The sequence below is a fragment of the Pseudomonas sp. H1_D04 genome (genome assembly GCF_054683855.1).
Genome location: NZ_CP162826.1, coordinates 2,663,866 through 2,678,154, shown reverse-complemented (window position 1 = coordinate 2,678,154; position 14,289 = coordinate 2,663,866). Strand labels below are relative to the sequence as shown.

Sequence of the window (14,289 nt, the reverse complement as noted above, 5' to 3'; positions counted from 1 at the left end):
CAACCGCCGTGCCTTGGCACTCCCACAGGGTATCTCCATGTACAGTCGCGCCTTTTTCCGCACCCGCTCCTGCGGTTTCACCTTGCTTGAGCTGCTGGTAGTCCTGCTGATCATCGCCCTGCTCGCCAGCTACGTCGGGCCGAAGATGTTTGATCGATTGGAACTGGCCAAGGTGCAAACAGCCCAGGGGCAGATGAAGTCCCTTGCCGATGCCTTGCATCAGTACCGCTTGGACACTGGCACCTACCCCGACGAAACACTCGGCCTGAATGCGCTCACGACGCGCCCCGCCAACGCGAACAATTGGCAAGGGCCGTACCTCAAGTCACTGCCGCCAGACCCATGGGGCAACCCTTACCTCTTCAAGAACCCCGGCACTGCGCCCAACGACGCAGAGATCATCTGCCTGGGCCGAGACGGCAAAGCCGGCGGTGAGAACACCTACGCCGACATCGTCTACGGGCTGTGACCCACCATGCGCCGCCTGCCGCTTGCCTTAACCCTGTTGTGCTGCATGGGCGTTGCCCAGGCCAACTGCTGGCAATTGGCGGCCAGCCGTTACCACGTTGACCCGCTTCTGCTGTACGCCATCGCCAAGGTCGAGTCCGGCCTCAACCCACACGCGCGTAACGTCAACAGTGACGGCAGCCAGGACATCGGCCTGATGCAAATCAACAGCCGTCACTTGCCTGCGCTCGCGCAATGGGGCATCACCGAACAACACCTGATTACCCAGCCCTGCACCAGCGTGATGGTCGGCGCGTGGATCCTCGCCGGGTTTATCCGCGAACAGGGCTATGGCTGGCAGGCAGTCGGCGCCTACAACGCCGGGGCCAAGTCGGATCGCCAGGCGCAGCGCTCGCGCTACGCCCGGGCGGTGTGGCGCTACTACGGTGAGTTACTGCAACAACGCCAACAACTGGCGAGGCAGGCACCATGATCGACGTCGACGCACGCATCATCCGCGACGGCCATTTGCAGTCCCTGCAACTGCACGCCGTGGACCTCTCCCAGGCGCGCCGGCAACTGCAGGCCGAGGGTGTGCAAGTCATCTCGCTCAAAGCCCGCCGCCAACTCAAACTGCCGAGTCGCCGCAGCACGTTCGCCCTTGGCCTGTTTATCCAGGAACTGGTGGTGCTGCTGGACGCCGGACTGGTGCTGGTGGAAGCGGTGGAAACCCTGCGCGACAAGGCGCCGCCGGGCGTCAACCGACAGGTCATGAGCGATCTGCTCGCCTCCATGTATGAAGGCAACTCACTGTCCAAGGCGATGCAGCTCAAGCCACAGACGTTTCCTTCGCTGTTGATCGCCACCGTGGCGTCCTCCGAGCACAGCGGCCAATTGGCCGTGGCCCTGCGCCGCTACCATCATTTCGAAGCGCATTTGGAAACCGTCAAAAAGCGCGTCAGCGGCGCCCTGATGTACCCCTTGGTGGTGCTCAGCGTGGGCGCGTTGATCCTGCTGTTTCTGCTGTTTTTCGTGATCCCGCGCTTCGCCTCGGTATTCGATGCGGTCACCGACCTGCCAGCCACCGCGCGCTTCATGGTGTGGTGGGGCGCGCTGGTGGACGCCCATAGCCTGGAGATGCTGGTCGGCCTGGTACTGGTCATCGCTGCACTGGTGCTGATGTTTCGCAGCGCCGGGTTCAAGCGTCGCGCAGCGGGCCTGTTCTGGAAAATCCCCAGCCTGGGAGCCCAGCGCACGCTGTTTGTGCTCGCGCGGTTTTATCGCACCGCAGGCATGTTGCTGATGGGCGGAATGCCGGTGGTCACGGCGGTGGAGTTGTCCGGCGCGCTACTGCCCGTGGAACGTCAAGGCGCCTTGCGCCAAGCCATGACCGATATCCAGGCCGGACAACCCCTCTCTACCGCCCTCGCCCGCCATCAACTGACCACCGCCGTCGCCGAACGCCTATTGCGGGTGGGCGAGCAAAGCGGCGAATTGGCGGCCATGTGTGAGCGCATCGCGCAATTTCACGATGAGGCACTGGAGCGCGCCATTGAGCTGTTCAGCAAGGTGTTCGAGCCACTGTTGATGCTGGTGGTGGGCGGGCTGATCGGCTTGATCGTGTTCATGCTGTACATGCCGATTTTCGAACTGGCGGGTTCCATTCAGGGGTAACGCGATGAGTGAGCAGACACTGCAATGGCAAGCGCTTGCGGCACAACGAGGCATCCCCTTGTCCGATTACCTGCGGGAGGTCCTGGAAAAAGCACCCGACCAATTAAGCACTATCGCCCAGCCCCTCGGCCTGCTTGCCATCGCCCCGCAAACCCTCAGTGAAAACTGGCGTTTTGATCTGCTGGCATTGCCCCAGGCACTGATCCATAACGCGCTGCCTGTGGATAACCACGGTGAGCCCTGCCTGGTACTGGGCGACCCGTTCACCCTGGCCAGCCGACACTGGTTGCAGTCCTCCAAAACCTTGCGCCAATTACCCCTCGCCATGAGCCTGCCCGGCGCGGTGAAAGCTCAATTGACCCTGGCCGAAGCCAGCCAACGGGTCATGCAACCCTTCGGCAGCGACGATGAAAGCGCCCGTGTCAGCCAGGCCGCCCAGGAAATTTCATTGAGCAGCATCGCCCGCGACGACAACCCAGTGGTGCGCCTGGTCAACTCCATGTTGTTCGATGCGCTGCAAAGCCGCGCCAGTGACATCCATGTGGAAACCACGCCCCAGGGCCTGGTGATCAAATACCGTATCGACGGCGTGTTGCAGCAGATGGGCCAGGCCAGCGGTCTGGACATGGCCGAGCAGGCACTGTCGCGGATCAAGGTGCTGTCGGAGCTGGATATCGGCGAGCGGCGGGTGCCCCAGGACGGACGCTTCAAGATGAAGATCCAAGGCCGCGAGGTGGATTTTCGTGTGTCGATCATGCCCAGCATCCACGGCGAAGATGCGGTGCTGCGGATTCTCGACAAGTCCCAGCGCGGCGAATCCCTGAGCTTGGAAACCCTTGGCCTGAGCGCCGACACCATCGCGCGCATCCGCGTATTGGCCAGCGAACCCTATGGCATGTTGCTGGTGACCGGCCCCACCGGCAGCGGCAAATCCACCACGCTGTACGCCGCCCTGTCGGAGACCAATACCGGCGAGAAAAAGATCATCACCATCGAAGACCCGGTTGAATACGAACTGCCCGGCGTGCTGCAAATTCCGGTCAACGACAAGAAGGGCCTGACCTTCGCCCGTGGCCTGCGCTCGATCCTGCGCCACGACCCGGACACGATTCTGGTGGGGGAAATCCGCGACGGCGAAACCGCCGGTATCGCGGTGCAGGCGGCGCTGACCGGGCACCTGGTGCTGTCGTCGGTACACGCCAACAGCGCGTTCAGTGTGCTGGAGCGCTTTACCTATATGGACGTGGACCCGGCCAGTTTTGTCGAAGCCCTCAACGGGGTGGTCGCCCAGCGCCTGGTGCGGCGCATCTGCCCGGACTGCGGCGTCGACGCCGAGCCCGACCCCGATATTGTCCGCCTCGCCCAACTGCCTGACGCCCAACTCAGACAGGGCCACTACCGTGTGGGCACAGGCTGCGAGACCTGCCGCCACACCGGCTATCGCGGCCGGCTCGCCCTGGCCGAAGTGCTGACGCTGACCGACAGCATCAAGGAGGGCCTGCTCAACCGCAATTCGGCCTCCAGCCTGCGTGAACTGGCGCGTGAAGCCGGCCACGTATTTATCCGCGATATCGCCCTGGCCCATGCCGCCCAGGGCGATACCACGCTCAAGGAGATCCACCGTGTCATTTCCCTTTATTGAGCACGTGGTGTGGCTGCACAGCACCGGTGCCGAGTGGGCCGCGCGCCCGCGCTGGCGCGGTGCGCCGGTGTGGCGCGCGCAACATGAAGGCGTGCCCTTGGCCGCCTGCGCCGAGCTGTTGGAACAGGCGCCGCGCGGCCGCGTAGGGTTCCTGGACCGCGCCACGGTGCTGCTGGGATTTCCCCATGTGCATTACCTGATGCTGGGGTGGCAAACCGGGTTGTACAGCGCAGACGATTGGCAAGGATTCGCCGAGGCCACGTTCAGCCAACAAGCCGGCATCGACCCTGAGCAGTGGCAGATACACGTGGCGGACAGCGCCTTCGGCCATGAACGCCTGGCGGTCGCGATGCATCGGGAGCTGCTGCACGACCTGCGTGAGCTATTCAAGCTGCGTCGCCTGCCGCTGGTGACGTGTATGCCATTGCTGACAGCGGTGGCGCAGCGGTATTGGCGGCACTTACCGGCCGACTGTGTGCTGGTGGTGCCCGAAACCGAAAGCCTCAGTTGCCTCTATCGACAACAGGGTGTGATCGATCAGGTCTGCGTCATATCCACCCCACGCGGCAGCACCTTGAGCGACAACCTTTTCACCGCCGACCTGCTGGTGGAGCGGCATGCCGCTGCCACCTTGGTGGTCACCAACACCCCGGCGGAAAACCGGTTGGGGCCGGTGCACCCCTGGTTGGAGGAGTCGTCTGTATGAAATCCAGGCTCGCGACTGTCTGGCAGCACCTGCGTACGCCTCAAGGGCCACACGTGGATTTCCTACGCGCCAGCGCCACCCGCCGGCCGTGGGTGACTGTCCTATGGCTGGGCGCCGCCGCCCTGCTGTTCAACACCTGGCAGCACTGGCAACGCATGGAGCAACAGCAACAACAGACCGACGCATTGGAGCAGCACTTCATCCAGCTGACTCGCCGTCAGGAGCAGTTGATACAGGCCGCCATTCGCCTGTCGCCCACGCAAAAACAGCAGCTGTCCACCTTCGCCCAACAAAAGGTCACGCCCTTCGCACTGATGGATGCCGTGGCCCAAGCCTGGTCCCGAGACATCGCCTTGACCCGCGTCGAGATCAACACACAAGCCCAACTGATTCATCTGGACCTGGAAGCCAAAGTGCTGGGCGACGCCTTTCGATTTGCCGAGCGACTTAAGGCGCAACCCGGTGTACAGGTGAACCTGCAACAAAGCGCCCGCAAGGCCAACGACCCGCAACACCCGGTGCAGGTCAAACTCACCGTTGGCGCGGGGTAATGCCCATGCATGCCCTTACTCGCCACCTGCCGCGCCTGCGCTGGCAACTGACCCAGTGGCAACAGCGCCTGGGATTTTGGGGCCTGCTGGCGGTGGGGGCCATGATGGCGGCGCTGGTGATCGAAGTGACGGTGATCTACCCGGCAGGCATCAGCGACAACCTGCGCCGCCAGGAACTGCAGGCCGGCATCGATGAACAGCCTCAGGATGTGCAAGTCACCGAACCGGCGGTGGTCGAGCGCTTACCCAGCGCGCAGGACTTTGCCCCCCGCCTGGAAACGCTGCTGGGTGTGCTCAGCCGCTACGGCTTTGCCATCGAACAGACCACGCTGGCCTACTCCGCGCCCGGCGACACAGGGCTGCAACGGCTGGACGTGGAGATCCCGCTCTCCGGCCCCTACGCCTTATTGCGCAATGCCCTGGTCGACCTCTCGAACGAGCCCGCCGTGCGCATCGAGCGCGTGACCCTGGAGCGCAAAGACATCAGCAGCGGCATGCTGGACATCAACCTCAAGGTCAGTGTGCTGGGGGTGGTGGAATGAAGCTGCCACTGTATTTGCGCGTGCTCCTGTTATTGACCCTGATCAGCTGTGGCTGGCTGTTCTGGCAGGACACGGTGGACAGCCCTGCCCCTGCATCGTCACCCGTGACGACCACGCCGCAGATCAACCCCACAGCGCCAGCGTCACCCTCCGCGCCAACCTTGGCTGAGACAGTCGACCTGTTCCCCACCCAAACCTGGACACCTGCGCCGCCCCCCATTCCAGTCGACACCGCACCGCCCAAACCACCTGCGCTGCCCTTCAGCGTGAGCGCGCAGTGGCGTTATGAGAACCAATCGAAAATCGTCGTGCTGCGCGGTAACGATCGCCAATACACGCTGTGCAACCGCTGCTCGGTGCCGGGGCGCATCGTGCCCGGCAAGATGCTCGACTCGCACTACCGACTGGACAAGCTGACCGACACGACCGTGGTGCTGACCTACATGCCGCTCAAGCATGTCAGCACCTTGCGGCTTGACACTCACTGACCAGGGCGGGACACGATCATGGCGATACGTACATGGATTTACTTGAGCCTGACCCTGGCTTCTGCTCAGCGCGTGCCAGACCCAACGCGCAATCAAAGAGAGCGATGAGTTGCGCCAAAAGGGCGACATCATCCGCTCGGTGGAAGTGCTCCAAGCCGAAGCCAAACAAGACCCGGACGACGTGCAACTGCGCACCGCCAATTTCAGCAAACTGGAGTTGCTGGTGGCCCAGTACAGCCGCGAGGCCAGTACCGCACTGATGCGTGGTGACGACGCGGCCGCCATCCGCGCCCTGGAAACCATCCTCAAATACGACCCCAGCAACCTCGGCGCACGCCAGGAAATCCAGAGCATCCAGGCGATGAAACAACTGCGCCCACAACTGGCGCAGGCCTACGAAATGAAACGCGCAAACCCAGTGGAGGCGCTCAACCTGGTGCGCCGGATCATCGCGCAAAAGCCCAACTACCGAGAGGCCCTGGACTTTCGCAATGCCCTGACCCGCGAGCTGGTCAGCGCCGACTACCTCAGCGCCGACCTTTCCGAGGCCATGCGCAAACCCCTGAGCCTGGAGTTCAGCGCCCAGAGCCTGACCACGATTTTCGAGACTATCGCGCGCCTTTCAGGGGTCAACTTCGTCATCGACAAAGACGTCAATCCCAGCGCCTCGGCAAGCATGACCGCCAGCCGAACCACCGCCGAAGATGCGCTGAACCTGCTGCTGACCACCCAAGGGCTGGACAAGAAAATCCTTAACGCCAACACCATCCTGGTTTACCCCCGCCGCCCGGACAAAGAACGTGAATACCGTGAGTTGGCCGTCCGCACCTTCTACCTCAGCCATGGCGACCCCAAGGTCATCGCCGCCGAGATCAAGCAGGTGCTCAAGCCCAAGGAGGTGTTGGTAGACGAGCGCCTGAATGCGGTGATTGTGCGCGATGGGTTGGACACCCTCAGCGCCGTGGAAAAACTGGTGGAGGCCATCGACATTGCGCAGTCGGAAGTGACCATCGATATCCAGGTGCTGGAGGTCAGCCTGACCGACGAATTGAACCTGGGCATCCAGTACCCGGAAGGTATCGGCTTGTCGGTAGGCAACCTGGCCAACGTGCCCGCCGGGCTCGCAGGTATCCCCATCAGCGCGCTTCGCGGCATCAACGGTGACAACATCCTGCTGGATTCGGGCAGCACATCGGCGCGTATCAATATGCTGCAGCGCAGCGGCAACACCGTGACCCTGGCCAACCCCAGGGTGCGGGTGCGCAATCGTGAAGAAGCCCAGGTGAATATCGGCGACAAGATCCCGGTGGTGACCACCACCACCGCCAATCAGATCACCACCTCATCGGTGTCTTATCAGGACGTGGGGCTGCAGATCTCCGTCAAGCCCAATATCAGCCTGAGCGATGAGGTGAACCTGGAGCTGAACGTGGAAATGAGCCACATCACCAAGCGCATTCCCGGCTCGGAAAACGTGCCAGCCACCTTCGAACTGGGCTCACGTTCCACCAAGACCCTGCTGACCGCGCGCAACAACGAAACCCAGATCGTCTCGGGGCTGATCCGCACCTCGGATATCGATGAAGGTTCGGGGCTGCCGTGGTTGAGCCAGATCCCGTGGATCGGCAAGAAGCTGTTCGGCACTAACCAGAACACTCAGCAGAAAACCGAGATCATCCTGCTGCTGACGCCGAGGATCGAACGCAACCTCGACCTGCCGATTTCCCAGATCAGCACCTTTCACAGCGGCACCGAAGCGCGCAGCTCAACCCAGGGCATGATCCTGCGCGACACCACCGACAAAATGATCCTCAAGCCGATGGGCGGCGACCCTACACCGGCCCTGCCACCGCCGATGCAACAGCCGGATGCCACCTGGCAGCCGCTGCCGCCACCGCTGCCGGAGCTGGTGCCGAAACCCGCGCCAGCCGCCCCTTAACCTCAGACCCTGATGGAGATAAAAATGTGGGAGGGGGCTTGCCCCCGATTGCGGTGTATCAATCAGCTCATCTGTAACTGAACCACTGCCATCGGGGGCAAGCCCCCTCCCACATTGGTCTTGCAGTGTTGGTGGGTTAGCGCACGACGCCTTCTTCTATGAGCAACTTGAGAATGGCTTGGGCGCCTTCCTCGGCGCTGACACCTTTGAGCACTTGCCCACCGCCACCACTGGCCTTGGCCGTAGCGGCTTTCATGCGGTCGGCGCCGCTTTTGGCTTTGATCACCTTGAGGCGCTTGGGACGAGGCTTGGCCGGTTGCAGCACCGCGCCTGTGAATAACTCATCGGCTTCAACTTCAACCTCATGGGCTGCCAACTCACCGCGTTGCGCCGGGCCATAGGCGCTCTGCCGAGGCTTGGGCGCGGCGTTATCCACAGTCGCCAAAAACGGCAAGCGCACCTTCAAGCGCCGCCGCTGCCCACGCGGCAAGGCTTGCAGCACATGTGCAACGCCGCCTTCGATGGACTCCACCTGAGCCAACCCGACAACCAGCGGCCAGCCCAATTGCTCGGCCAGCAGAAACGGCAGCATGCCCGAGCCTTCACCGGTTTCGGCCTGGCTGCCGGTGAGTACCACCTGGGCGCCTGCCTCGCGCAGATAATCACTGAGTACCGGCAAGGCATCGGCTCCCTCCGGTTGTTCGAGTACATGCAGTTGCGGCAAGCCCATGCCCAAGTAGCTGCGCAAGGTGGGTTCGGCGATATTGCCCGCGTGCAGCACCTGCAACTTATCCCCAGCCATTTGCAGGCCGAGTTCAACGGCTCGCGCATCCTGCTCTGCCCGGCGCGGGCGCCCGGAGGTGGGGTGTGCGCCGATGGACACCAGGCTGATTACATTCGTGGTCATAGTCATGTCCTCAAGCCGCATCGCGCTTGGCGCCGTTGCGGTAGGCCTCGACCGCATCGATCAAGGCTTGCAGTATCGCGGCGCTTTCGCCGATCACCGACAGGTCGGCACGCTTGATCATGTCGCAACCCGGATCGAGATTGATCGCCACCACCTTGTCGCAGGCACCGATGCCTTGCAGGTGCTGGATCGCCCCGGAAATCCCCACGGCCACATACACCCGTGCGGTGACCCAGGTGCCGCTGGCGCCGACCTGGCGATCGCGGGCCATAAAGCCGTCGTCCACGGCCACACGCGACGCGCCTTCGGTGGCGCCCAGGGCAGCAGCGGTCTGGTGGAACAGGTTCCAATCCTTCACGCCGTTGCCGCCAGAGAAAATAAACTCGGCCTCGGCCATGGGGATCGCCGCCGGGTCCACTGCCACCGCGCCGAGGTCTTCGATGCGCGGCAGGCTGCGGGCCAGGGTTGTGGATAACTCCACGGGCAAGACTTCATGACGTGTGTCGCTGACCGGATCGGCACATTCGACGGCGGCGAGGATCAGGCGCGGCAGTGGCCGCGCCAGGTCTTCCTGGCCAGCGCCGGCGCGGCCGATGCACTCGTCGCCCTTGATCTGCCACACCCGCGTGGCCGGGCGCTCCTTGAGGCTCGCGGCAAACCGCCGACCCAGCTCACCACCGCCGCTGCGGCTGTCGGGCAGCAACCAATGGCGTGGGTTGAACTGGTTATCCACAGCCCGCAAACCCTGCACGCGTTGTTCCGGTGAATAACCGTCGAATTCGTGGCCGTCCAGCACCAGCAGACGGTCGACACCGGCCGTGGCGAACGCGTTTTCCTTATGCTCGCCAAACACCACCGCCAACACCGCACCGTCGCTGCCGGCAAGTTGCCGCGCCAGGCCTAGCAGGTCGCGGTCGTGGCTGCTCAAGCGGCCGCCGACCATGTCCGGCACCACGTTGATATAGAACGCCGGCGCAGGCACCTGATGCAGCGGCAACTGCACTTCAATCGCCGCCGTACGCTTGGTCACGCCACCCTGCTGGGCGCCGCTGCGGTCGATGCGCTTGATGCCGTTGGGGCCGATAAAACCGACGCCATGTACGTTTTTGCGGATAACGCCGTTCGGCCCCATCCAGCTGTGTTGTACCGGCTGCATCGCCGCATGCAACGGGTGCAGGCGGTTACGGGCGATCCATTCGGCCCGTGGGTCGCGGCGGATAATGTCGCTCATCAGTGCACCTCCGCAGGTTCACGTTTGATGGGAGCTTTGGCTGGCGATGCCTCGTCAAGCAACGCATCGGCCACCAGCTCGGCGATATCCTTGATCAACGGACGCGGCTCGACCACACCTTCAAGCATCGCAGTGCATTGTGGACAGCCCACCGCCACCAGCTCGGCGCCGGTTTCGCGGATGTCGTCCATGCGCATGTCGGGGATACGTTGCTTGCCGGGGATGTCGGTGATCGGCGCGCCGCCGCCACCGCCGCAGCAACGCGAGCGGAAGCCCGAACGTTGCATCTCCTTGACCTCGATCCCCAGCGCACGCAGCACTTCGCGCGGCGCCTCGTATTCGCCGTTATAGCGGCCCAGGTAACAAGGGTCGTGGTAGGTCACGCTGTTGCCTTTGTGCTGGCCCAGGTTCAGCGCGCCCTCGCCGATCAGCTCGGCCATGAAAGTGCTGTGGTGCTGTACGCGGTAGTTGCCGTTGAAGGCGCCGTACTCGTTTTTCAGCACATGGAAACTGTGCGGATCGCAGGTGACGATACGCTTGAAGCTGTACTTGGCCAGGGTCTGGATATTGCGCGTAGCCAGCAGTTGGAACGTCGCTTCATCGCCCAGGCGTCGCGCCACGTCGCCACTGTCGCGCTCTTCCAGGCCGAGCACGGCGAAGTCGACCTTGGCGGCTTTAAGCACTTTGACGAACGCACGCAAGGTGCGTTGGTTGCGCATGTCGAAGGCGCCATCACCGACCCAGAACAGCACGTCAACGCTGCTTTTGTCGCTGAGCAACGGCAGGTTCAAATCCGCCGCCCAGTTCAGGCGACCGCCCGGCGCGAAACCGCCGGGGTTGTCGGTGGCGATCAGGTTTTCCAGGACTTCGGCGCCTTTGTTCGGCGTGGCGCCTTTTTCCAGGGTGAGGTGGCGGCGCATGTCGACGATGGCGTCCACGTGCTCGATCATCATCGGGCACTCTTCCACGCAGGCGCGGCAGGTGGTGCAGGACCACAGGGTCTCGGCGTCCACCAGGCCGTTGACGATCGGTTGATGCGGATTGCCGCTGTGTTCGCCAATGGCTTTGCCTGGGTATGGGCTGCCGGCGAATTTGGCATCGGTGCCGCCGGCCAGGCCGACCACCATGTCCTGGATCAGCTTTTTCGGGTTCAACGGCTGGCCGGCGGCAAAGGCCGGGCACGCCGCTTCGCACTTGCCGCACTGCACGCAGGCGTCGAAGCCGAGCAGTTGGTTCCAGGTGAAATCCTTGGGTTTCTCCACGCCCAACGGCGCGGATTTATCACTGAGGTCCAGCGGCTTCAAACCGGTGGAACGACCACCGCCAAAACGTTCAGCGCGACGGTGCCAGGCCAGGTGCAGGGCACCGGCGAAGGCGTGTTTCATCGGGCCGCCCCAGGTCATGCCAAAGAACATTTCGGACACGCCCCACAGCACACCCACACTCAAGAGCGCAGCCAGCAACCAACCGCCGAAGTCCGCCGGCAGAATCCCGGCCACGGGCAAGGTCACCAGGAAGAAGCTCACCGAGAACGCCATCAGGCTTTTCGGCAGGCGCATCCACGGGCCTTTGGACAGGCGCGACGGCGGATTGCGCCGGCGCAGGTAAACGAAGGTGGCGCCGACAAACATCAACACCGAGGCCAGCAGCAAGGCGTAGCCGAGGATACGGTTTTGCAGGCCGAAGCCATGCACCAGAATCGCCAGCAGTGCCGACAGCACAAAGCCCAGTGCCGTGGCGACGTGGGTGTTAGCGATGTATTTGTCGCGGGCGACCACATGGTGCAGGTCGACCATGTAGCGCTTGGGCATGGCCAGCAGGCCGCCCAGCAGGTCGACTTTGGACGCGCGGCCACGGCGCCACATGTTCACCCGGCGCAGGGCGCCGAGGACGGCAAGGCCCAAGGCGGCGAACAAGAGAATAGGCAGCAAGGTGTTCAACATGGTGAAGCTCCCACAGACCACACAAATCTAATGCGAAACTGACCCGAATGTGGGAGGGGGCTTGCCCCCGATGGCGGACTGTCAGTCGGTACAGTTGTCGCTGACCCACCGCTATCGGGGGCAAGCCCCCTCCCACATTTTTGGCCCTGTGGTGTCAGAAATCCTTGCACAGGCGCAGGGCGTCATAGATGGCAGCGTGGGTATTTCGCTGTGCCACACAGTCACCGATGCGGAACAGCAAGTACCCCTCGCCCGTCTCGCTCAGGCACGGCTGCGGCTTGATCGCGAATAAGGCTTCAACGTCAATCTGACCCTTGTTGCGCGAACCTTCCTTGAGCCCGTAGTAGATGGCTTCATCCGGACGCACGCCGTTCTCGACCACCACCTGGTCCACTACCCGCTCTTCTTTGGCGCCGGTGTATTCGTTCTCCAGCACCGCCACCAGCTTGTCGCCTTCGCGGTAGACCTTTTCCAGCATCATGTCGCCGGTCATGATCACTTCTTTCGGGTACATGCTGCGGTAGTAAGTCGGGAACGACGTACCGCCAATCGCCACGCCCGGCTTGATGTCGTCGGTGACGATTTCCACCTGGCTGCCTTTGTCCGCGAGGAAGTCCGCAACCGACATGCCGGTGAATTCGCAGATGGTGTCGTAGACCAGCACGTTCTTGCCCGGCGCGACTTTGCCGTCGAGCACGTCCCAGCTGCTCACCACCAGGCCTTCGGCCGCGCCCCAGTGTTCGTTCTGCTCGATGTTCGGATGCCCGCCGACCGCCAGCACCACCACGTCTGGACGCAGGTCCAGGATGGTCTCGGCATCGGCCGCCACGCCCAGGCGCAGGTCGACTTTCAAGCGCGCCAGTTCCAGTTGGAACCAGCGCGTGATCCCCGCGATCTGGTCGCGTTGCGGCGCCTTGGAAGCAGTGGTGATTTGCCCGCCGATAAATTCTTTCTTCTCCAACAGCGTCACGTCGTGGCCACGTTCAGCGGCAACGCGTGCGGCTTCCATCCCGGCTGGACCGGCGCCGACCACTACGACCTTGCGTTTCGGTCCAGTGGATTTCTCGATGATGTGCGGCACGCCCATGTATTCACGGGACGTCGCGGCGTTCTGGATGCACAGCACATCCAGGCCCTGGTACTGGCGGTCGATGCAATAGTTGGCGCCGACGCACTGTTTGATCTGGTCGATCTGGCCCATCTTGATCTTGGCGATCAAGTGCGGGTCAGCGATGTGTGCACGGGTCATGCCGACCATGTCCACATAGCCGCCTTCAAGGATGCGCGTGGCCTGGTTCGGGTCTTTGATGTTCTGTGCGTGCAGCACTGGGACCTTGACCACTTCCTTGATACCGGCCGCCAGGTGCAGGAACGGCTCCGGCGGGTAGCTCATGTTCGGGATTACGTTGGCCAGGGTGTTGTGGGTGTCGCAACCCGAGCCGACGACGCCAATGAAATCGAGCATGCCGGTGTCGTCGTAATACTTGGCGATCTGCTTCATGTCCTCGTGGGACAGGCCGTCCGGGTGGAACTCGTCACCGCACAGGCGCATGCCCACGCAGAAGTCATCACCGACTTCCGCGCGCACGGCTTTCAACACTTCCAGGCCGAACTTCATGCGGCCTTCGAAGGTGCCGCCCCATTCGTCGGTACGCTTGTTGACCCGCGGGCTCCAGAACTGGTCGATCATGTGCTGGTGCACCGCCGACAGTTCCACACCGTCAAGGCCACCGGCCTTGGCACGCTTAGCGGCACTGGCGTAGTTGCCGATCACGCGCCAGATCTCTTCCGGCTCGATGGTCTTGCAGGTCGCGCGGTGCACCGGCTCACGTACACCGGACGGCGACATCAGGGTCGGCCAGTTAAAGCCGTCCCAACGCGAGCGACGGCCCATGTGGGTAATCTGGATCATGATTTTGGCGCCATGCTTGTGCATGGCGTCAGCCAGGTTCTGGAAGTGCGGGATGATGCGGTCGGTGGACAGGTTCACCGAACTCCACCATTCCTGGGGGCTGTCGATGGCGACCACCGAGGAACCGCCGCAGATCGCCAGGCCAATACCGCCCTTGGCTTTCTCTTCGTAGTACTTCACATAGCGATCGGTGGTCATGCCGCCGTCGGTGGCATACACCTCGGCGTGGGCGGTACTGAGCACGCGGTTGCGGATGGTCAGTTTGCCGATCTGGATCGGCTGGAACATTGCTTCGAAAGCCATGGCA

The 14,289-nt window shown here is 62.9% G+C and carries 13 protein-coding genes; 9 read left to right on the top strand and 4 right to left on the bottom strand.

Going from position 1 to position 14,289, the window contains the following annotated elements; all coding sequences use genetic code 11:
* The first annotated feature begins 37 nt into the window (after nucleotides 1-37).
* The 9 genes from gspG (at nucleotide 38) to AB4N82_RS12255 (ending at nucleotide 7,989) form a co-directional block, all read left to right on the top strand.
* Nucleotides 38-469, top strand: a complete 432-nt coding sequence (gene gspG, locus AB4N82_RS12295; RefSeq protein WP_122763904.1) for a type II secretion system major pseudopilin GspG — start codon at nucleotides 38-40, stop codon at nucleotides 467-469.
* A gap of 6 nt (nucleotides 470-475) precedes the next feature.
* A complete protein-coding gene (locus tag AB4N82_RS12290; RefSeq protein WP_032883995.1) occupies nucleotides 476-940 on the top strand; it encodes a transglycosylase SLT domain-containing protein in 465 nt (154 codons plus the stop codon).
* Nucleotides 937-2,121 carry a type II secretion system F family protein gene (locus AB4N82_RS12285; RefSeq protein ID WP_032883996.1) on the top strand — a complete coding sequence of 395 codons (1,185 nt, stop codon included), beginning with the start codon at nucleotides 937-939 and terminating at the stop codon, nucleotides 2,119-2,121. Before AB4N82_RS12290 ends, AB4N82_RS12285 begins: the two co-directional genes overlap by 4 nt.
* Before the next feature lie 4 nt (nucleotides 2,122-2,125).
* The gene (locus AB4N82_RS12280; protein ID WP_122754267.1) at nucleotides 2,126-3,763 is read left to right on the top strand and encodes a GspE/PulE family protein; all 1,638 of its coding nucleotides are present in this window, start codon (nucleotides 2,126-2,128) and stop codon (nucleotides 3,761-3,763) included.
* Nucleotides 3,744-4,469 carry a hypothetical protein gene (locus tag AB4N82_RS12275; RefSeq protein ID WP_122763905.1) on the top strand — a complete coding sequence of 242 codons (726 nt, stop codon included), beginning with the start codon at nucleotides 3,744-3,746 and terminating at the stop codon, nucleotides 4,467-4,469. Before AB4N82_RS12280 ends, AB4N82_RS12275 begins: the two co-directional genes overlap by 20 nt.
* Entirely contained in the window at nucleotides 4,466-5,020 is a 555-nt protein-coding gene (locus AB4N82_RS12270) for a hypothetical protein (RefSeq protein ID WP_122754265.1), read from the top strand. Before AB4N82_RS12275 ends, AB4N82_RS12270 begins: the two co-directional genes overlap by 4 nt.
* 5 nt (nucleotides 5,021-5,025) lie before the next feature.
* Nucleotides 5,026-5,562, top strand: coding sequence for a hypothetical protein (locus tag AB4N82_RS12265; RefSeq protein ID WP_032884514.1), 537 nt, complete (start codon nucleotides 5,026-5,028; stop codon nucleotides 5,560-5,562).
* The gene (locus tag AB4N82_RS12260) at nucleotides 5,559-6,050 is read left to right on the top strand and encodes a hypothetical protein (RefSeq protein WP_122763906.1); all 492 of its coding nucleotides are present in this window, start codon (nucleotides 5,559-5,561) and stop codon (nucleotides 6,048-6,050) included. Before AB4N82_RS12265 ends, AB4N82_RS12260 begins: the two co-directional genes overlap by 4 nt.
* A gap of 109 nt (nucleotides 6,051-6,159) precedes the next feature.
* Nucleotides 6,160-7,989, top strand: coding sequence for a secretin N-terminal domain-containing protein (locus tag AB4N82_RS12255; protein ID WP_460104969.1), 1,830 nt, complete (start codon nucleotides 6,160-6,162; stop codon nucleotides 7,987-7,989).
* A 136-nt stretch (nucleotides 7,990-8,125) separates the two neighbouring features.
* Here the strand turns inward: AB4N82_RS12255 and etfB are convergent, their stop codons facing one another.
* The 4 genes from etfB to dgcA all read right to left on the bottom strand — a co-directional run bounded on the left by etfB (nucleotide 8,126) and on the right by dgcA (nucleotide 14,285).
* Nucleotides 8,126-8,896, bottom strand: a complete 771-nt coding sequence (etfB, locus tag AB4N82_RS12250) for an electron transfer flavoprotein subunit beta (protein ID WP_032884002.1) — start codon at nucleotides 8,894-8,896, stop codon at nucleotides 8,126-8,128.
* Nucleotides 8,897-8,906: 10 nt separating this feature from the next.
* The gene (gene etfA, locus AB4N82_RS12245; protein WP_095185087.1) at nucleotides 8,907-10,127 is read right to left on the bottom strand and encodes an electron transfer flavoprotein subunit alpha; all 1,221 of its coding nucleotides are present in this window, start codon (nucleotides 10,125-10,127) and stop codon (nucleotides 8,907-8,909) included.
* Entirely contained in the window at nucleotides 10,127-12,070 is a 1,944-nt protein-coding gene (gene dgcB / locus AB4N82_RS12240) for a dimethylglycine demethylation protein DgcB (RefSeq protein WP_122763907.1), read from the bottom strand. The genes etfA and dgcB overlap by 1 nt, the downstream gene beginning before the upstream one ends.
* A 154-nt stretch (nucleotides 12,071-12,224) precedes the next feature.
* Entirely contained in the window at nucleotides 12,225-14,285 is a 2,061-nt protein-coding gene (gene dgcA / locus AB4N82_RS12235; protein WP_095185089.1) for a dimethylglycine demethylation protein DgcA, read from the bottom strand.
* Nucleotides 14,286-14,289 lie beyond the last annotated feature (4 nt).